This is a genomic window from Pseudolabrys sp. Root1462, assembly GCF_001426945.1.
In the GTDB taxonomy this organism is placed as follows: domain Bacteria; phylum Pseudomonadota; class Alphaproteobacteria; order Rhizobiales; family Xanthobacteraceae; genus Pseudolabrys.
Window position 1 is genome coordinate 398,064 of sequence record NZ_LMFS01000001.1, and the last position, 19,452, is coordinate 417,515.

General features: G+C 65.6%; 17 protein-coding genes, 1 tRNA gene and 1 pseudogene. 11 read left to right on the plus strand and 8 right to left on the minus strand.

The features are described from left to right. Window positions 1-21: 21 nt before the first annotated feature. From ASD45_RS01795 to ASD45_RS01815, 6 genes and pseudogenes are all read left to right on the plus strand, one after another. Complete coding sequence (locus tag ASD45_RS01795) at window positions 22-750, plus strand: tetratricopeptide repeat protein (RefSeq protein WP_244485420.1); 729 nt, start codon at window positions 22-24, stop codon at window positions 748-750. Beyond that, window positions 747-2,579: pseudogene (gene selB, locus ASD45_RS01800) on the plus strand (selenocysteine-specific translation elongation factor); the annotation flags it as partial. The gene ASD45_RS01795 and the pseudogene selB, both read left to right, overlap by 4 nt. Window positions 2,580-2,696: 117 nt before the next feature. Continuing rightward, window positions 2,697-2,792: transfer RNA gene (locus ASD45_RS23275), tRNA-Sec, on the plus strand. Between the two features lie 17 nt (window positions 2,793-2,809). Continuing rightward, the gene (locus ASD45_RS01805) at window positions 2,810-3,265 is read left to right on the plus strand and encodes a hypothetical protein (RefSeq protein WP_156380674.1); all 456 of its coding nucleotides are present in this window, start codon (window positions 2,810-2,812) and stop codon (window positions 3,263-3,265) included. After that, window positions 3,252-3,650, plus strand: a complete 399-nt coding sequence (locus tag ASD45_RS01810; RefSeq protein ID WP_244485171.1) for a DsrE/DsrF/DrsH-like family protein — start codon at window positions 3,252-3,254, stop codon at window positions 3,648-3,650. The genes ASD45_RS01805 and ASD45_RS01810 overlap by 14 nt, the downstream gene beginning before the upstream one ends. 8 nt (window positions 3,651-3,658) lie before the next feature. Continuing rightward, a complete protein-coding gene (locus tag ASD45_RS01815; protein WP_056909914.1) occupies window positions 3,659-4,099 on the plus strand; it encodes a hypothetical protein in 441 nt (146 codons plus the stop codon). 17 nt (window positions 4,100-4,116) lie between these two features. Here ASD45_RS01815 and ASD45_RS01820 read toward each other — a convergent pair whose 3' ends face one another. The 5 genes from ASD45_RS01820 to ASD45_RS01840 all read right to left on the minus strand — a co-directional run bounded on the left by ASD45_RS01820 (window position 4,117) and on the right by ASD45_RS01840 (window position 10,935). Next, window positions 4,117-5,355, minus strand: a complete 1,239-nt coding sequence (locus ASD45_RS01820) for an FAD-binding oxidoreductase (RefSeq protein ID WP_056909915.1) — start codon at window positions 5,353-5,355, stop codon at window positions 4,117-4,119. Window positions 5,356-5,500: 145 nt separating this feature from the next. Next, window positions 5,501-6,577, minus strand: a complete 1,077-nt coding sequence (locus tag ASD45_RS01825; RefSeq protein ID WP_200949621.1) for a D-TA family PLP-dependent enzyme — start codon at window positions 6,575-6,577, stop codon at window positions 5,501-5,503. 81 nt (window positions 6,578-6,658) lie between these two features. Beyond that, the gene (locus ASD45_RS01830; protein WP_082540587.1) at window positions 6,659-8,572 is read right to left on the minus strand and encodes a DEAD/DEAH box helicase; all 1,914 of its coding nucleotides are present in this window, start codon (window positions 8,570-8,572) and stop codon (window positions 6,659-6,661) included. 195 nt (window positions 8,573-8,767) lie between these two features. Next, a complete protein-coding gene (locus ASD45_RS01835; protein ID WP_056909916.1) occupies window positions 8,768-9,916 on the minus strand; it encodes an amidohydrolase/deacetylase family metallohydrolase in 1,149 nt (382 codons plus the stop codon). 56 nt (window positions 9,917-9,972) lie between these two features. Continuing rightward, window positions 9,973-10,935: a MurR/RpiR family transcriptional regulator gene (locus ASD45_RS01840; protein WP_056909917.1), complete on the minus strand. Its 963-nt coding sequence runs from the start codon at window positions 10,933-10,935 to the stop codon at window positions 9,973-9,975. A 268-nt stretch (window positions 10,936-11,203) separates the two neighbouring features. Between ASD45_RS01840 and ASD45_RS01845 the strand changes: the two genes are divergently transcribed. The 5 genes from ASD45_RS01845 (at window position 11,204) to ASD45_RS01865 (ending at window position 16,589) form a co-directional block, all read left to right on the plus strand. Next, window positions 11,204-12,757, plus strand: a complete 1,554-nt coding sequence (locus ASD45_RS01845) for an ABC transporter substrate-binding protein (protein ID WP_056912540.1) — start codon at window positions 11,204-11,206, stop codon at window positions 12,755-12,757. Between the two features lie 93 nt (window positions 12,758-12,850). Beyond that, window positions 12,851-13,795, plus strand: coding sequence for an ABC transporter permease (locus ASD45_RS01850; protein WP_056909918.1), 945 nt, complete (start codon window positions 12,851-12,853; stop codon window positions 13,793-13,795). Beyond that, window positions 13,792-14,652: an ABC transporter permease gene (locus tag ASD45_RS01855; RefSeq protein ID WP_056909919.1), complete on the plus strand. Its 861-nt coding sequence runs from the start codon at window positions 13,792-13,794 to the stop codon at window positions 14,650-14,652. The genes ASD45_RS01850 and ASD45_RS01855 overlap by 4 nt, the downstream gene beginning before the upstream one ends. Continuing rightward, window positions 14,653-15,630: an ABC transporter ATP-binding protein gene (locus ASD45_RS01860; protein ID WP_244485173.1), complete on the plus strand. Its 978-nt coding sequence runs from the start codon at window positions 14,653-14,655 to the stop codon at window positions 15,628-15,630. Then, window positions 15,627-16,589, plus strand: coding sequence for an oligopeptide/dipeptide ABC transporter ATP-binding protein (locus ASD45_RS01865; RefSeq protein ID WP_056909920.1), 963 nt, complete (start codon window positions 15,627-15,629; stop codon window positions 16,587-16,589). The genes ASD45_RS01860 and ASD45_RS01865 overlap by 4 nt, the downstream gene beginning before the upstream one ends. Window positions 16,590-16,595: 6 nt before the next feature. Here ASD45_RS01865 and folD read toward each other — a convergent pair whose 3' ends face one another. The 3 genes from folD to pyrC all read right to left on the minus strand — a co-directional run bounded on the left by folD (window position 16,596) and on the right by pyrC (window position 19,449). After that, window positions 16,596-17,468 carry a bifunctional methylenetetrahydrofolate dehydrogenase/methenyltetrahydrofolate cyclohydrolase FolD gene (gene folD, locus ASD45_RS01870; RefSeq protein ID WP_056912542.1) on the minus strand — a complete coding sequence of 291 codons (873 nt, stop codon included), beginning with the start codon at window positions 17,466-17,468 and terminating at the stop codon, window positions 16,596-16,598. Window positions 17,469-17,628: 160 nt separating this feature from the next. Next, the gene (locus ASD45_RS01875) at window positions 17,629-18,282 is read right to left on the minus strand and encodes a flavin reductase family protein (RefSeq protein ID WP_056909921.1); all 654 of its coding nucleotides are present in this window, start codon (window positions 18,280-18,282) and stop codon (window positions 17,629-17,631) included. A gap of 69 nt (window positions 18,283-18,351) precedes the next feature. Then, the gene (gene pyrC, locus ASD45_RS01880) at window positions 18,352-19,449 is read right to left on the minus strand and encodes a dihydroorotase (RefSeq protein ID WP_082540588.1); all 1,098 of its coding nucleotides are present in this window, start codon (window positions 19,447-19,449) and stop codon (window positions 18,352-18,354) included. Window positions 19,450-19,452: the final 3 nt, after the last annotated feature.

Genomic DNA, 19,452 nt, shown 5'->3' on the forward strand with positions numbered 1-19,452 from the left:
GATCCGTCGGTCGCCGAGCAGATGACGGCGGCTTATGAGGCGGCCGATCGCGGCGATTATGAGCGCGCCTTGGCGATCTGGACGCCGCTCGCGCACAGTGGCGTCGCCCGCGCCGCCAATAATATCGGCGCCTGCTTCTCGGAAGGCCTCGGCGTCGCGCGCGACGCGAAACTGGCCGAACGCTGGCTCACCGTTGCGGCCGATGGCGGTGACACGGTCGGTCAGCGCAATCTCGCCGCGCTCTATTTCAAGGGCGACGGTGTGATGCAGGACAATGGCCGCGCGCTGGAGCTGTACCGCGCCGCCGCCGAACAGGGCGACGCCGTCGCGCAGGACATGTTGAGCTGGATGCTGCTCGAAGGCGAGGGCATCGACAGCGATCCGGTCGCGGCGCGGCGGTGGGCCGAAGCCGCGGCCGCGCAGGGCGTTGCCGCGTCGATGACGCGGCTGGGCATGATCTTCCACAACGCGCTCGGCGTCGAACGCGATGCGGCGCAAGCGGTGTGGTGGTGGCAGCGAGGCGCCACGCGCGGCGACGCCGATGCCCAGGCTATGCTGGGCGCCGCCTGCCACATGGGCATGGGTATTGCGCGCGATGCGCTGGCGGCGATGACCTGGCTGCTGCGCGCCCGCAATGGCGGTAGCGCGCTGGCGCCGCGGTTTTTCGATGCCGCGCGCGCGTCATTGTCACCGGCGGAGTTCATCGAGGCCGAGCGGCGCGCCGCGCTGCCGCTGGAGCCGGCATCATGATTATCGGCACTGCCGGCCATATCGATCACGGCAAGACGACGCTGGTGCGGGCGCTGACCGGCGTCGATACCGACCGCCTCAAGGAAGAGAAGGCGCGCGGCATCTCGATCGATCTCGGCTTTGCCTATCTGCCGGCGCCGGATGGTTCGGTGCTCGGCTTCGTCGATGTGCCGGGCCACGAGAAGTTCGTGCATAACATGCTGGCCGGCGCCACCGGCATCGACTTCGTGCTGCTGGTGGTCGCTGCCGATGATGGCGTCATGCCGCAGACGCACGAGCATCTGGCGATCGTCGATCTCTTGGGGATCGAGCGCGGCGTCGTGGCGCTGACCAAGGCCGACCTGGCCTCGCGCGAACGGCGAGCGGCGGTGACTGACGAGATCCGCCAGACTCTGGCGACGACGGGCCTCGCCGGCGCCGACATCGTTCCGGTCTCGACGGTGAGCGGCGAAGGCATCGACGGCCTGCGGCAGCGGCTGTTCAGCGAAGTGCACGCGCAAACTCAGAGGAGCACGCAAGGCCGCTTCCGTCTTGCCATCGACCGCTGTTTCACGCTGTCCGGCACCGGTACGGTCGTCACCGGCACAGTGCTGTCGGGCGCGGTGGCAGTCGGCAATCATGTCATCGTCAGTCCGAGCGGCCTCGCGGCCCGCGTGCGTTCGATCCACGCGCAGGACCGGCCGACCGAGCGCGGTGTGGCCGGTCAGCGCTGCGCGCTCAATCTCGCCGGCGACGGCGTCAGCAAGGACGCCATTACGCGCGGCGAGATGGTGCTCGATCCGGCGCTGCACAAGCCGACCGACCGCATCGACGCGACATTCAAGCTCTTGCCCGGCGAAAGCAAACCGGTGACCCAATGGATGCCGGCGCGGCTGCATCACGCTTCGGCCGAGGTCGGAGCCCGCATCGTGCTGCTTGGCGACGCGCCGATCGCGCCGGGCGCCGAGGCGCCGGTGCAACTGGTGCTCGACCAGCCGATCGCCGCCGCGGCCGGCGATCGCTTCGTGCTGCGCGATACCACGGCACAACGCACCATCGGCGGCGGCAAGTTTCTCGACCTGCGCGCGCCGCCGCGCAAGCGCCGTACGCCGGAGCGGCTGGCGCAACTCGCGGCTTACGCGCTGTCCGATCCGCACCAGGCGCTGGCCGCGCTGCTGGAGCGGCCGCCTTGTTACGTCGAATTGTCGTCCTTTGCGCGCGACCGCGCTTTGACCGATGCCGACGCCGCCGGGCTGGTGACAAAATGTGACGCGGTAACTGTTGTGACACCGAGTGGCGTGCTGACACTGTCGGCAGCGCGCGCGCTCGGCCTGAAGCGCGCCGTGCTGGAGACGTTGGGTCAGTTTCACACCTCACATCCCGACCTGCCGGGGCTCGGCCTCGAGCCGCTGCGCCTGCAGATGCAGCCGCGACTGCCGGCGCCTGGATTTATCGCGTTCCTTCAAGGGCTTGCCAAAGGCGGCGACATTGCTTTGGACGGCGCCTGGGTGCGGCTCAAGGGTCACGAGGTGCGCCTGACGCCGGAGGATGAAAGTCTCTGGAGTCGCATGAAGCCGCTCATCGGCGGCGACGAGCGCTTCCGGCCGCCGCGGGTGCGCGATATCGCCGGCCTGCTCGGCGTCAAGGAGCCCGAGGTGCGCCGCCTGCTCAAGCTCGTTGGCCGCATGGGGAAAGTGGACGAAGTGGCGCATGACCACTTCTTCCTTCGCGCCACCGTCGCCGAAATGGTTGAGATCATTGTCGATTGCGCGGCGCAGGCGGAGGGCGGGCAGTTCACCGCCGCGCAGTTCCGCGACCGCGTCGACAACGGTCGCAAGGTGGCGATCCAGATTCTCGAGTTTTTCGACCGTCACGGCGTCACCTTGCGCCGCGGCGACCTGCGTCGCATCAACAGGCACCGGCTCGATCTGTTTCGCCGGCTAAGTGAAGGCGAGCCGAAATCAATTGGAAGAGAATCGTCCCCGGTGGGGCGGCCGGACTTCAAATCCGGGAGGGGCCGCGAGACGGCTCTTGGTGGGTTCGACTCCCTCTCTCTTCCGCCAGGTTCCAGGAGAGCGGGATGACACCGGCATCATCCTTCCTCGATGCGCTGAAAGCGGCGGCTGAAGATGCGGCTCGCGCGGAAGGCGATTTCCAGCGTGAAGTTGCCGAGCGCACCAAGGCGCTGGAGCGCGAGCGTGCCTTCGCGCATCGGCGGCTGAATTTCATGCGCGCCATCGCAGACGCGGTGGCCTGCGCCGAAGACGAGGCGATGGCGGTCGCCGCGGCCAACGCCGTGGTGCAAGCGAAACTCGGCTGGGCGAGCGACAGCGAGGCGCGCGGCGAAGTACTGAGTTTCTTCGCCCCGGTGGCGAAAGTCGTGTTCGACAGCCTCGATCCCGAGCAAGGCGCGTCACCGCCTGATGTTGTTGCCGCGCTGCACGATTTCGAGAGCTGGTACGCGAGCACGCGCGGCAGCCCCTTCTGGATTTTGTTCGACAACTACATGCCGGAGACGCCGCGTGTCGATTTCTGAGCGCGGGACCAAGCGCCGTCTCGTCGTCATGCTGCTGAACACCGATCCGCGGAATCCGGAAGAGCTGGCGGCGCCATTCTATTACGCCGCCGTCGCAGCCGCGATGGATTATGAGGTCGACCTCTTGTGCACGGCCACCGCCGGCCGGCTGATGTTTCAAGGCGTCGCCGAGGCGCTGCACGTCAAACCGGGCGATCCGAAGACGGTGCATGACTGGATCAAGGAAGCGCGCGAGCAGGGCGTCCGGCTGTGGGCATGCCCGGCTAACCTCGAATTGTTCGACAAGGAGGAGGCCGATCTGATCGCCGAGTGCAACGGCATGATGGGCGCGGCGGCCGTGATTCAGACAATCATGGACGACGATTGCCGCGTCCTGACGTTTTGAGGCGCGTTGTGGCAATCGTCCAAGGCTACGAGTTTCCGGAAGATCGGCTCTACGACATCGAGAATCAAATCTGGTACCTGCCGCTTGGCGACGGCACCTTGCGCGCCGGATTTACCGCGTGGTCGGCAGCGCTGATGGGTGAAGTGCTGGTGTTTACGCCGAAGCGACTCGGCCACAGCTTCGAGAAGGATCGCTGGTTCGCGATGGTCGAGGGCGGCAAATGGATCGGAGCGGCGCGCGCAGGCTTTGATGGCGTTATCGTTGCACAGAATGAAGGGCTGATCGATAAGCCGGAATTGCTGACGAAGGGTCCCTTCGGGGATGGCTGGATGCTGATTGTTCGCCCGGCCGGCCCTGACTGGCGCGCTGGACTTGTCACCGGCGTTGACGTCGGCCCCGCTGTCGAAGCGTGGATCGCGACTGGGTCATACAAGAGCCGCGCCGGATAAGCCTCGCCGCCGCGCCGTCAGGCGTAGCGCGCAGGCCGGAACGGCGTCGCTTCGACATAGGGCTTCTCGCCCATCATCAATTCGGCGAGCATGCGCGCCGTCGCCGGGCCGAGCGTAAAGCCTTGATGGCCGTGGCCGAAATGCAGCCAAAGGCCGTTGTGCTTAGGCGCGGCGCCGACGACCGGCAACATGTCCGGCATACAGGGCCGCACGCCGGCCCATGGCCGGTTCTCGACCGGCGCGCCGAGCTTTAGAATCGTTGCCGCAGCCTCTTCGGCGCGCCGCAACTGGACCGGCATCGGCAATGCCTCGTTACCGGTCAATTCGGCGCCGGTCGTGATGCGTAATCCTTTTGCCATCGGCGCGATGACGTAACTGTTCGCATCATCCATGATCGGCAGGTTGAGCGTGCCCTGCACGCGATAGTGTCGGTGATAGCCGCGCTTGCGGACCATCGGAAAGTGGTAGCCGAACCGGGCGAGAATTTGCGGCGACCATGGCCCAAGCGCGACCACGATATGTTCGGCCTCGAGGTGGCCGTCGTCGGTGGTAACGCGCCACGCGCCGGATCCGATCTGCTCCAGGCTGGCGGCATCGCCATGGACCAACTGCCCGCCGCGCTGCTGGAACAGCTTGCCATACGCGGCGGTAAGCGCGCCGGGATCGCTGACGGTCCAAGGCGCCAACCAATGAATGGCGCCGGCGCCGGTGCCGATCAGCGACGGCTCCGCCGCGGCAAACTCGGCGGGCGATAGGGCCTTGAAGGCGACGCCGTATTCGGCCTTGAGCCGCTCGGCTGTCGCGGTGCCGCGATCCATCGCCGCCTGCGTCCGGTGCAGCACGCGGAAGCCTTCGCGGCGGACGAGATGCTCCATACGCGCTTCGGCGATCAGCGGTGCGTGCTCGGAGGTTGCCTGCGCGATGATGGTGGCGTAGGCTGCCGAAATGCGCTGGTAGCGCGACGGCGCTGAATTCCACCAATAGCTCAGCAGCGAATTGAGGTGCTGCGGCAGCGTCAGCGGGCGGTAGTGCACGGCGTTGGACGTGCCGAGGGCGATCGACAGCAGCGTGGCGATGTCGCGGGGCATGGCGTAGGGCTCGACTGCCTCGCTCTGGATGATGCCGGCGTTGCCGTAGCTGGTTTCCAATCCCGGCTCGGTGCGATCCACGAGGGCGACAGACCAGCCGCGCTTGCGCAATTGCAATGCGATGGAAACACCGGCCATTCCGGCACCGAGCACGATGACATCCGTCATGAATTATTTTCCTTCGGCCGCGTGGATCCGGCGCAGCATTCGCTTGGCCAAGCACATAGCGCAAATTGCGCGGCCGCGTCATGTTCGGCGCGCGCACACGCAGTATGCCGGCACAAGTTGTCTGGAAATAGGGGCTGGAGCCGCTCTAGGTGGTGCGGCCGCGGGCGGCGACAGGCGCGGCGCCGGAAACATGCCCTTCGGTCATGAAGTACACCTGATCGACCATGTTGGTGACGACGCAGGCGTGGTTGGGCACGATCCGCACCTGGTCGCCGACCTTGAGGCCAATCGGGCCGTCGCTGACCAGCCGGCCGTGTTCCTCCGAGAGCTGGTCGATGCGGATGTCGTCGCGGCCGAGGACATGGCCGTAATCCCGCAAGCCGAGCAGGTCCGAGGTCAGGGTCTTGCTGCCGGCGTCGATGATGGCGCGGTTGGCCGCCGGTACCGAAACCACGGTGGCCAGCACGGTGAGCGCGCAATCGTCCCAGGTGCAAGCGCCGCGGGCGACCAGCGAGCGGTCGTTATAGACATAAGTACCGGCCCGGTATTCGGTGGTGACCGGGGCGTCGCCCGCTTTTGCCATCGACGGCGTGCCGCCCGAAGTGATGACCGGCACCGCGACGCCCCTGGCCTCGATCAGCGTCTTGGCCCGGGTCATGAAGTCCTGCACGGCGGCGGCGCCATCCGCCGGCGGGTAGGTCATCAACCCGCCAAAGCTCAGGCCCGGCGACGCGGCAATGACCTGCGCGAGCGCCGCGGCATCCTCCGGCGTCGCCACGCCGCAGCGATGCGCGCCGGTATCGCATTCGACCAGCACGGCGAGCGGTTTGGCCTCGCCGGCGAAGCGCCGGCTCAGGCCGGCGACCACCGTCTCGTTGTCGGCGACGACGCTAAGCTTCACTCTCTTCGCCAGCGCGGCCAGCCGCTCGAGCTTCTCGGCGCCGAGGATGTTGTAGGTGATCAGCACGTCCGTGATCTGCGGCGTGCCGGCGACCATCGCCTCGGCTTCGGAAATCTTCTGACAGGTGACGCCGATGGCTCCTGCGCGAAGCTGCATTTCGGCAATCTGCGGCAGCTTGTGCGTCTTGATGTGCGGACGCAGCTTCAAGCCGTGCGCGTTGGCGTAGTCCTGATGCCGCCGGATGTTGCGTTCGACCTTGTCGAGGTCGACGACGACGGCCGGGGTCGTCAGTTGTGCCAGCGCTTGCGTTCTGTCGTCCACTTCGGTCTCCTGATCACGCGAGGCGGCGATCCTAGACCAGAAACCGCCTCGATAGAATCAGATCATCGCGACATCCGCCGTTCAAGGCCGATTGCGGTGCTTTTCTTTCTTCGACTTCTTGAATTTCGGCTTCTTGAAATCGCCTTTTTTGAACTCGGGCTTTTTATCCGATTTGTCGAAGCGGCCTTCGTCGCCTTCGCGCTTGGCGGTCGATGCCAGGTGCTCCTGCTGCCGTTTCTTGAAATGCGGCTTGGCCGCCTTCTTGTCGGGCGCGCCGCGATCTCCGTCCCGGGAGGATGGTGTGCCGCCGCCTTGCGGGCCGTCCGGCAGCCGTTCGATGCGGATGTTTTCGGCATCGGGCGCCTGAACCTTGGCGGTGAACTTGTCCGCCACGTTGGCGGAAATCTCGAACTCGGTGACGGTGTCGTAAATCTTGATGGCGCCGATGTCGCCTTTGGCAATGCCGCCGCGGCGGCAGATCATCGGCAACAGCCAGCGCGCTTCCGCATTCTTGCGCCGGCCGACACCGGCTTTGAACCAGACGCTGCCGCCCTCCATCGGGCGGCGGAAGCCGGTGCGCTTTCCCATCTCGCGGGGCGCGCCGTCATTGCCTGCGGCGGCGTCACGGTCGCGCGGGTGGTGCCTGTCGTTGCGGTCGTCGCGAAACCGGCTGCCGCGATCGGTGCCCGGATCGATGACGTCTTCCGGCGAGGGCAGGCGGGCGCGATAAAGCCGCGCCAGCGCCGATGCGATCTCCTCGCCGGATTTCTCGGCGAGCAGGATGCGCGCCAGAGCGAGATCGTCCTCGCTCGGCGGTTCGGTGAACACCTCATCCTGCATCATGCGCTGCTGGTCGAGCTTGCGGATTTCATCGGCCTGCGGCGCGGCGGCCCAGACCGCATTCACGCCGGCCTGACTGAAGAACATTTCGGCGCGGCGTCGCCGGGAGTTCGGCACCAGCAGAACGCTGACCCCCTTCTTGCCGGCGCGGCCCGTGCGACCCGAGCGGTGCTGCATCACTTCCGGATCGTTCGGCAGCTCGGCATGGATGACGAGATTGAGACCCGGCAGATCGATGCCGCGCGCGGCGACGTCGGTCGCGACGCAGACACGGGCGCGGCCATCGCGCAGGGATTGCAGCGCGGTGGTGCGTTCGTTCTGCGTCAGCTCGCCGGACAGCGCGACCACCAGAAAGCCGCGCTCCAGCAGCGCAGCCTGCAAGTGCTTTACGGCGCTGCGGGTATTGCAGAACACCAGGGTGCTCGGCGCTTCGTAAAAGCGCAGGATGTTGACCACGGCGTGTTCGGTCTCGTGCGCGGCTACGCGAATGGCGCGATATTCGATATCGGCATGACCGGCCTCGTCACCAAGGACTTCGACGCGAAACGCGTTTCTTTGATATTGCTTCGCCAGTGCAACGATGCCGCGCGGCAAAGTCGCCGAGAACAGCAGCGTCCGCCGCTCCGCGGGGGTGGCTTCGAGCAGAAGCTCCATGTCCTCGCGAAAACCGAGATTGAGCATTTCATCGGCCTCGTCGAGGACGATGACTTTCAATTCGGAGAGGTCGAGACGGTTGCGCCGCAAGTGATCGCACAGGCGGCCGGGCGTGCCGACGACGATGTGCGCGCCCTCAGTGAGTTCACGCTGTTCGCGTCGCGGGTCCATGCCGCCGACGCAGGACACGACGCGAGCGCCGCAATACTGGTAGAGCCAGGTCAATTCGCGCTCAACCTGGATCGCCAATTCGCGGGTCGGCGCCACGATGAGGGCCAAAGGTTTGCCGCCGCGTCCGAAGCGTTCGGCGCCATCCAGAAGATCGGCGGCGAACGCGAGGCCATAAGCGACGGTCTTGCCGGAGCCGGTCTGTGCCGAAACCAGCAAGTCGCGTCCGGCGGCATCGCCGGCCAGGACCGCTTTCTGAACCGGCGTTGGTTCGGTGTAATGGCGCTCCGCCAGAGCGCGGGCGATCTGGGGTTGGTCGGACATAAATGTCATGGACGAAAGCGCCTTGGGGTTCGCGGCACGAAAGCGGAAACGCGGCGGGTCGAGGCCCGCGGTTCCGCCATAGACGTTGGAAATGGTGCCGGCGGTCTATTCCTTTAGGCGGCGGCCGTAAAGGGCTGCCCGCGGCGCGCGCGAGCGGCCAATATCCGCCCGGGCCGGAATTGTCCCAACGATGGGAGTCGCCGGCTACCGGTTACCGGCGGGATGCCACCAGTGGCCCCGCAGCGCGATGCCCTCGACCAGGATCCGCTTGTTGCCGTTCATCCGCTCGCCGGTGGAGTCGATATACGGGAAGCTGCCTTCGCCGACCGTGAAGATCGTGGCATCGCCGGCCGAACCGGGGCGCAAGGTGCCGAGTTCGGGCCGGCGGATGGCGGTGGCGACATTCGCCGTGGTGGCGCGGATGACATCGGTCAGCGGCGTGCCGAGGCATAGGAATTTCGACAATGTCGTGGCCTGGTCGAATACCGGCCCTTCCAGATTGAGGCTGTGCACGTCCGACGAGATCGTGTCCGGCATGAAGCCGGCGTCGAGCATGGCGCGTGCGACCTTGAACGAAAACGAACCCATGCCGTGGCCGACGTCGAACAGCACGCCGCGCTTGCGCGCCTCGAGCACCGCGGTCTTGACCGCGCCTTGTCCGGTAATTGGAGAATTGGGGAAGGGGCGGAAGCAGTGGGTGAGCGTATCGCCCGGCCGCAAGCGGACGAGTACGTCCTCATAGGTCGGCGGCGGCTCGTCGATATGCACCATCAGCGGCATCGACAATTCCTCGGCGACCTGCACGGCGATATCCAGCGGTGCGATGCCCGAGGCGCCGCTGGCATTACGGCCGACCCGAACCTTGATGCCGACGATGGTGTCGCGGTTCGCGTTGGCGACCTCGACCGCGTCGGCCGGGCTCATCAGCCGCATGTCGCTGCTTTCGCCGACCATGATCCGCTTCGAAAAGGCGAAGATGCCGGCGAACGAGACGTGGATGTAGGCGAAGATGCGCGGCTCGCTCGGTTCGATGACGTGCTTGAGGAAGCCCTTGAAGTTGCCGGGGCCGGAGCTGCCGGCGTCGATCAGCGTGGTGACGCCGCTGCGGCGTGCGAAGTCCGCGGCATCGACGCCGAGCGAGGTTCCGCCCCAATAGACGTGGGTGTGCAGATCGATGAAGCCGGGCGCCACGATTCGTCCGCTGACATCGCGGACATCGGCGCCGTTCGTGGCGGCGATGTTCGGTTCGATTGCCGCAACCTTGCCGCCGGCGAAGGCCACATCGGTCACAGTGTCCATGCCCTGCGCCGGATCAATGACGCGTCCCCCTTTGAGGATCAGGTCATAAGTCATGTCATGTCGTCCTGTATGCGTGAGTTGGAGGGCAGCGATGGGAAAATCCGGTTGCGTCAATCGCCGAGGGGGCCGTCGGCGTCCTCATTGGTCGCCTTCATCAATTCGTATTTGATGCGCCGCATCCGCTCCTGCGCTTCGCGCGGCTTGAGATAAGCGGTCGAGGTCGCGAGAAGATCGATAGCCGCGAGCAGGGCGTAGCGCGATGCCGTCGGTTTGAGCGCGTCCGGAGCTTCGGGAACGTGGAAGCCGAGAGCGATGTCGGCAACCCTGGCCAGCCGGCTTTGCGGCTTCGTGATTGCGATCACTGTGGCGCCATACTGCTTGGCGACGGTGGCCGCCTCGATCACTTCAGCAATGTTGCCGCTGGTCGACACCGCAAGCACGACATCGTCGCGTCCCAGCGTTGCCGCGAACATGCGCATCAATCGCGGATCCGAAGTGTGATTGACGGCGATGCCGAGCCGGAAGAACCGGTTCTCGACTTCGGCCACGGCAACCGTCGATCCGCCGCCGACGCCAAAGGCGGCGAGCTTCGAGCAGCGGGCGATTGCCTCAGCCGCTTTCTCGACGTCGTCTTTCTGCAATTGCTGTTCGACGGCATTGATGGCGTTGCGAATCTCCTGGAACACCGAACGCCACAGCGCCGGGCGCGCGAGATCGGTGCCGACATGCGGCGGCAGTTCGAGATAGATGCGGCCGACGGCCGCCGCCTGCGCCAACTTTACCTTGAGTTCGCGAACGCCGCGGCAGCCGACCGAACGGCTGAAGCGCGTGACCGTCGGTTCGCTGACGCCGGCACGGCGGGCGAGTTCGGCATTGCTCGAATGGACGGCGAAATCGACATCGGCGAGCAGCGCCGTTGCGACGCGCTGCTCGGACGGGCTCAGGGTCGGCCCGATCTGCCGGATCACCGAGATAATGTCGCCGGCGCCGAAGCCGTCCTGACCAGCCGGCGTCGCCGCGCGCGCCTTATGGCCGCCGGCCGCCCGGTGAAGCTGCTTTGCCGATCGTGCCATTGCCCGCCTTTTCGCCTGTCGAACCACGGCCTTGTCCTTCCTGGATCAAAGAGCGCGTTGGTAATAAAGTTTCAATCGCGGGCGACCGCAATGCAAAAGTGGGCCGTTTCCTCGATTTTGGTCTTGAACTTTACCACAGAGTGTATGTAACTTTCAAACAAAGGATCATAATGATGGTGGAAACAATCGGCACGGCGGAATGGCCGTGCCACGAATGAGACTGGACAGCGAAGCCGGCTAGTAGCGTTCCGCAAAGGGGAGGATGACCATGAAATCCGGATTTGGGCTTTTGGCGCGCGGCGCCGCAGCCATCGTCACGGCATTGTTTTTGAATGCACAGGCCCTCGTTCCGGCCCATGCGGCCGGCGTGCTGCGCGAAGCCACCATCGGCGAACCGCCGCCGCTCGACGTCATGGTGACAACGGCTGACGTCGCCACGGTGATCGGCCGCCATATGTTCGAAACCTTGTACGCCTGGGACTCCAGCTATACGCCGCAGCCGATGCTCGCCGACAGCGATCGCGTCGAGGACGGCGGCAAGACCATCATCATCAAGCTGCGCGAAGGCGTTCAATTCCATAACGGCAAGGAAATGACCGCCAAGGATGTCGTCGCGTCGATGGAGCGCTGGGGCAAATTCGGCGCCCGCGGCAAGCTGCTGATGGGCAGCGCAACCTCGGTCGAGGCCACCGGCAAATACGAAGTCACGCTGAAGTTGTCTGCGCCAAACGGTGCCTGGAAGAACCTGGTGTCGGACGTCAATGGCGGCCTTGCCATCTATCCGGAAGAGATCGCGTCGAAGGCCACCGGGCAGCCGATCGATCAGAAGGATTACATCGGCACCGGGCCGTACAAGTTCAAGGAATGGCGGCCGAACCGCTATGTCGAACTGGAGAAGTTCGCCGGCTACAAGCCGCGCAAGGAAAAGGGCGATGGCTTTGCCGGCGCCCGCGTCGCCAACTTCGACAGCATCCGCTTCATTCCGGTGCCGGACGTCGGCACCCGCGTCAGCGGCGTGCAGGCCGGCGATTACGATTACGCCGAGATGATCTCGGGCGATCTTTACGACGGGCTGAGCAAGGACAAATCGGTCCAGGTGCAGCGGACCAATGCGCCGATCTTCGGCCTGTTCTTCATGAACTCGAAGGAAGGGATCCTGAAGGACAATTTCAAACTGCGCCGCGCCATCCAGACCGCGCTCGATAAATCGCAGGCGCTGCGCGTTGCCTTCGGTCCGCAGGATCTGTGGAAGGCGGAAGGCTCCATCGTGCCGAAGGGCACGCCGTGGTACTCGACCGCAGGCATCGAGGCCTACAGCCCGCACGATGCCAAGAAGGCGAAGGAGCTGGCCAAGGAAGCCGGCTACACCGGCCAGCCAATCCGCCTCCTGGTTTCGACCAACTATCAGGCGCACTACGACGAAGCGGCCGTGTTCACCAAGCAATTGGCGGAAGCGGGCATCAACGTGCAGATGAATGTCGTCGACTGGGCGACGCTCTTGAAGATGCGCGGGCAGGCCGACCAGTGGGACATCTTCGTCACCCACCACTCGTTCTTCCCCGATCCGATCCTCTTTACCTTCCTCAATGCCAGCTATCCCGGCTGGTGGGATACGCCGGAAATCCAGAAGCTGCGCACTGAGCTGGTGAATTCGTCCGATCAGACCGCCCGCAAGGCGACCTGGGACAAGATCCAGGCCCTGATCTACGAGCAGGTGCCGGTGATGAAGGTCGGCGATGCCTATACTTACGACATCGCGTCTTCGAAGCTGAAGGACCTCAATCCGAACGGCCCCGCTTTCTGGAACGTATCCACGAAGTAGGGCGTCGGTTGCCGACTGCGGCGGTTCAGGCCTTGCGTGGCGCCTGAACCGCCTGTCGCATTGCCGTCGATGCGGGTCACCCGGCAGGTTTGAATGTGGTCATATGCACTGAAGCGGGCAGGGGCGACGGCGGTCACGCTTTGGGCGGCGTCGGTGATCATCTTCGCCTTCATCCACGTCATTCCCGGCGATCCGATCTACGTGCTGCTCGGCGACACCGCGACCCCGGATCAGATCGACCGGCTGCGCCATGAACTCGGGCTCGATCAGCCGATCGTCGTGCAGTATCTGCAGTGGGCCGGGCACGCGCTGACCGGTGATCTCGGCCGCTCCATCTTCTTCCAGGCGCCGGTCGCCTCGGTGATCGCCGACGGCGCCGAGACCAGCATCCTGCTCGCCACGATGACGATGGTGTGGGTCGTGCTCATCGGCGTGCCGATCGGCACCATCGCGGCGGTGCGTCATGGCACCTGGCTCGACCAGGGCCTGTCCGGCGCCGCCATGTTTTTCGCCTCGGTGCCGACGTTCTGGGTCGGGCTCTACCTGATCCTGATTTTCGCCGCGACGCTCGGCTGGCTGCCGAGCTCGGGCTATCCGTCGATCTTCGAAGGCGGGCTCGGCAATCTGCGCTACCTGCTGCTGCCGAGCCTGACGCTGGCGGCGCCGAATGCAGCACTGATCCTGCGTCTGACGCGCGCCAGCATGCTCGACGTCGCGCGCGAGGATTATGTGCGCACCGCGCGCGCCAAGGGCATCAGGCCGTGGCAGGTGGTACGCCGGCACATCCTGCGCAACGCGCTGCTCACCGTGGTATCGGCCTTCGGCTTCACCTTCGCCGCGCTGATGTCGGAAGCGGTGGTGACCGAGACGGTGTTCGCCCTGCCGGGCATCGGCCGGCTCGTCGTGCAGTCGATCCTGCGCCGCGACTATCCGGTGATCCAGGGCATCATCCTGGTCATCGTCGTGATCTATCTCATCATCAACCTGCTGGTCGATCTCGCCTACCGTCTTCTCGATCCGAGGGTTGAGCTGCAATGAACCGCGACGGCATCGCATTGTGGCTGACGCCGTTCCTTGCGCGGCCGATCGCGCTCGCCGGGCTTTGCGTGCTGCTGGCCATGGTGATCGCCGCGGCCTTCGCGCCATGGCTGGCGCCTTACGATCCCTATGCGATCGATCCGGTTTCGCGCCTGATGCCGCCGGACGCCGTGCACTGGTTCGGCACCGATCAGTTCGGCCGCGATACGCTGTCGCGCGCCATCTATTCGGCGCGCATGGCGCTGCTGATCGGCGCCGGCGTGGTGTTCTTCGCGCTGATCACCGGAATTCCGGTCGGCGTGCTGTCGGCGCTGTTTCCGCGGCTCGGCCATGTGCTGATGCGCATCGTCGATGTGCTGATGGCGTTTCCGTCGCTGCTGCTGGCGCTCGGCCTGATCGTCATTCTGGGCCCGAGCGTCGCCAACTCCATTCTCGCCATCGGCGCCGGCTTCATGACGACGACGACGCGTATCATCTACGGCCTGGCGCTGCGGCTGCGCGCCGAGACCTATGTCGAGGCCTCGCGGAGCATGGGTTCGGGTACCTGGTGGCTGGTGACCAGACACATCCTGCCCAATCTCATTTCGCCGCTCCTGGTGCAGGCAAGCTTCGTGTTCGCCTTTGCCCAGCTCGGCGCCGCCTCGCTCGATTTTCTCGGCCTCGGCGCGCCGCCGGATATTCCAAGCTGGGGCAATATGCTGGCGGAATCCCGAACCTTCATCACGCGCGCGCCGTGGCTTCTGTTCTTCCCGGGCATGTTGATCGTTCTGACGGCGTTCTCGCTGAACCTGGTCGGCGACGCGCTGCGCGACCGGCTCGACCCGCGCTTCCGCGACGTCTTCGGCGGGGAGGGCTAGATGATGCTCTCGGTCCGCGATCTGACGGTTTCCATCGGCCCGGAGACGGCGCCGATCGATATCGTATCCGGCGTGTCGTTCGACATCGGCAAAGGCGAGATCCTCGGGCTGGTCGGCGAATCCGGATGCGGCAAGAGCATGACGTCGCTGGCGGTCATGGGCTTGCTGCCGCAGCCGGGCCCGCGCATTCGCGGCGGCCGCATCGATCTGGTCGGGGCCGATGTTACCCAGCTCCAGCCGTGGCAGCGGGTTGAGGCCGGCCATGGCCGTATCGCCATGATCTTCCAGGAGCCGATGACGTCGCTTAATCCGGTGCGCCGGATCGGCGACCAGATCGCGGAAGCGGTGCGCGTTCACGACGGCGTCTCCGGCGCCGCGGCGCAGGCGCGGGCGCACGAGCTGCTCGACCTGGTGCGCATCCCCGACGCCGCGCTACAGCTTGCGGCCTATCCGCACCAGCTATCGGGCGGGCAACGTCAGCGTATCATGATCGCAATTGCGCTGGCCTGCCGGCCGCAGGTGCTGATCGCCGACGAGCCGACCACGGCGCTCGATGTTACCATCCAGATCCAGATTCTCGGACTGCTCCGCGACCTGTGCAACCGCCTCGACATGTCGATCCTGTTCATCACTCACGATATGGGCGTGATCGCGCAACTCGCCGACCGCGTCGCCGTGATGTATGGCGGTCGCATCGTCGAGACTGCCGATGTCGGCGCGCTGTTCAATGAGCCGCGCCATCATTACACGCGGGGGCTGATGGACTGCATGCCGGCGCGCAATCTCGGCGCCCGCCGCCTGCCGACCATTGCCGGCCAGGCGCCGCGGCCGGGCGCGATCAGAACCGGCTGCGTGTTCGCGCCGCGCTGCGCGGCCGTGCAGGATCTGTGCCTCGTGGCCGCGCCGCCGCGGATCGTACTGAGCGAGGGCCATGAGGCGTTGTGCGCTTTCCCGCTACAAGGTGAGAGGCCATCATGAGCGAGACCCTGCTCGAGGTCCGCGACCTCAAGACCTCGTTCAACGTCAAGCGCTCCGGCCGCAAATATCGGCTCAAGGCAGTCGACGGCGTATCGCTGTCGCTTGTCTCCGGCGAGGTGCTCGGCATTGTCGGTGAATCCGGCTGCGGCAAGACCACGGTCGGCCGCTCCATCGTGCGGCTCGTGCAGCCCGACAGCGGCGCCATTCAGTTCAGAGGCGGCGATGTGCTCGGCGCCCGTGGCGCGGCGCTGCGCGATGTGCGCCTCAATCTGCGCATGGTGTTTCAGGATCCTTATGCCTCGCTCAATCCGCGCCGCTCGATCGGTGACTCGGTGGCCGAGGCCGGCGACATCAATGGCGTATTCAAGAGTCGTGCCGATCGCGCGGCGCGGATCGCCGAGACGCTGTCGGCGGTCGGGCTCGAGCCGTCCTTTGCGACACGCTATCCGCATGAACTGAGCGGCGGGCAGCGCCAGCGCGCCGGCATCGCGCGCGCCATTCTGCCGGCCCCGGCGGTGATCATCGCCGACGAACCCGTGTCCGCCCTCGACGTCTCGGTGCAGGCCCAGGTGCTCAACCTGATGATGGACCTGCGTGAGCGGCTCGGATTGTCGATGTTGTTCATCTCGCACGACATCGGCGTGATCGGGCAGATAAGCGACCGTGTCGCCGTGATGTATATGGGCCGGGTCGTCGAACTGTCGGATGCGCGCACCATCCTCGATCGCGCCATGCATCCTTATACGCGGGCGCTGATGGCCGCGGTGCCGAAGCCCGATCCATCGCAGCGTATCGTCGGTGTCGTCGAGACCGGCGAACCGCCGAGCCAGTTCAACAGACCGACAGGCTGTGCTTATGCGGCGCGCTGTCCGCTGGCCAGTGAGCGCTGCCTTGCCGAAGCGCCGCTGCTGCGGCCGATCGGTCCGGACAACAGGCTCGTCGCCTGCCACAACCTGTAGCGCTCGTCAGGCTGCCGAGCGGTTCGCGCCGGCCAGCCGACGCTCCGCCGACCCGATGGTATTGGCGAGCAGCATGGTGATGGTCATCGGGCCGACGCCACCGGGCACCGGGGTAATCAGCGACGCCTTCTGCGACACGCCGGCGAAATCGACGTCGCCGACCAGTTTGCCGTCCGGCAGACGATTGATGCCGACATCGATGACCACAGCGCCGGTCTTCACCATTTGCGGCACGATCAGGTTGGGCTTGCCGGCGGCAACGACCAGGATGTCGGCGAGGATGGTGAACTGAGCAAGGTCGCGCGTCTTGGCGTGGCAGATGCACACCGTGGCCTCGCGCTGCATCAGCATCAGCGCCATCGGCTTGCCGACGATGTTGCTGGCGCCGACCACGACGACATTCTTGCCTTCGATCTCGACACCTTCGTGCTCGAGCAGCTTCACGACGCCATAGGGCGTACAGGGCGGGAATACCGTGTCGCCGATGACCAGACCGCCGACATTATAGAGGTGGAAGCCGTCAACATCCTTTTCCGCCGAGATTGCCTGCAGCAACAGCGGGATCGGGAAATGCGGCGGCAGGGGCAACTGCACCAGAATGCCGTGAACGGCCGGGTCGGCGTTGAGTGCCTGAATGCGTGTCAGGACCTCGGCCGGATCGACGTCGGCGGGGAAGTCGAACCGCGACGACCGGATGCCGACTTCATGACAGGCCCGAATCTTGTTGCGCACATAGACGGCCGAGGCGGCGTTGTTGCCGACCATGATGACGGCGAGGCCGGGCTGCTCGCCGGCGGCGGTCAGGCGGCTGGCGCGCTCTTTCAGTTCGGATCGGATCTTGGCGGCGACGGCGACCCCGTCGACGAGTTTGGCAGTCATGTCTCTGGCCTTGTTGATTGGACGGCGCGGGCCACCCTGCGGCGACTGGTAGCCAAGACCGCGCAACAACGCAATTCGTCAGATCGCTTTCGCGCGTGGGTCTGCAACTGCCCATCCAAGGCCGCCGTTGCTCCCACCGTGGGCCGGAAGGGCGGCCGTGTCAGTCGTCCTTGGCCACGGTCTTCGGCGCCTGAAATACGGGCCGCATGGTGACGATTTCCCCGAGCCGCGCGTAGTTCGGTCCGGCGATGCGCACCAGCGGGTCGAGCGCCATGGTGTCGATCTTGCCGTTCTCGATCAGGCCGCCGCGGGCGTGGATCATCACGACCTCGCCAATGATGAAGCGATTGCGTGTTTCGCCGAATTCCAGGCATTGCCGGAACCGGCATTCCATGGCGATCGGTGCGGCCGCGATCCGCGGAGGGGCGATTTTCTCGCTGGGCAGGGTCTCGAGCTTGAGGTGTTCAACTTCGCTGACGTTGGCCGGAAATTCGGTCGAGCTTTCGTGCACCGCATCGATGAGGGCGCCGTCGGCGATGTGAATGACGTATTCCTCGGTACGCAGGATATTCTGCGCGGTGTCCTTGTAGGTGCGGCCCCGGCGCCCGACGCTGAACCCCAGCATCGGCGGCTTGGCCGACAGGAAAGTGAACACGCTGAACGGCGCGACGTTCACGCCACCGGTACTGGACAGTGTCGTGACCCAAGCAACTGGTCTCGGCACGACGATGCCGGTGAGCAGACGATAGCATTTGTCGGCGTCGAGCTGTGTCGGGTCGATCCGCGTCGGCTCCTTGTGTGACGATGCATCCACGTGACTTGGACCCTTGCTTCCTGCGCTGTGCTCCGGCGCCGCGATATCGGCGCCGGGAATGAGGTGTCTTTACGGCTGCACGGCCTCGATCGACCACGGCAGCGTTTCGCCACCGCGGAACACGACGACCTCGTCGTCGCCGACGCTGACCGCCGGCGGCATGGTGCCGGCGCGGCGCTGCAGCGTGATCGTGCCGGTGTTGACGGGCAGGCCGTAGAAACGGGCGCCGTTGAGCGAGGCGAAAGCCTCGAAGCGGTCGAGCGCGCCTTCTTCGTCGAACACCTGTACGTAAGTCTGCAGTGCGGTCGCTCCGCCGAACACGCCGGCCGAGCAGCACTCGCGTTCCTTGTTGCTGCGGGTGTGCGGTGCCGTGTCGGTGCCGATGAAGAAGCAGGGATCGCCCGAAGTCGCCGCGGCGCGCAAGGCCAGCCGGTGCCTCTCGCGCTTGGCGACCGGCAGACAGTAAAGATGCGGGCGCAGGCCGCCCTGAAAGATCGACGTCCGGTTGATGATCAGGTGATGCGGCGTCAGGGTCGCGGCAGCGTGGTCTTTGTGAGCGCGGACGATGTCGAGGGTCTCCGCGGTGGTGGCGTGCTCGACGACGACTTTCAGGCCGGGGTGCCGCTTCAGCAACGGAAGCAGCTCCTTCTCCATGAAATCGGCTTCGCGATCGAAGATGTCGACGGCCGGATCGGTCGCTTCGCCATGGACCAGCAGCTTCATGCCGATCTTTTCCATGCGCTGCAGCACCGGCGCGAGGCCGGCAATGCTGGTGACGCCGAAATGGGCATTGGTGGTTGCGCCAGCCGGATAGAGTTTCGCCGCCACCCAGATGCCGTCCCGGTAACCGCGCTCAATGTCGTCCGCGGATGTGGTATCGGTGAGATAGCAGGTCATCAGCGGCGTGAAATCACTGCCGTCGGGCCGGGCGGCGAGGATGCGCTCGCGATACGCCGCGGCCATGGCGCTGGTGGTGACCGGCGGTACCAGGTTCGGCATGATGATGCCGCGGGCAAACTGAGCGGCGGTAAAGGGCAGCACGCTGCGCAGCATGTCGCCGTCGCGCAAGTGCACGTGCCAGTCGTCGGGCCGCTTGATGGTGATGCGATCGGCCTGCGCCTTGGCCGGCCGTGTCGCGCCGCTGTCGAACAATCGATCGAGTGTCACCGT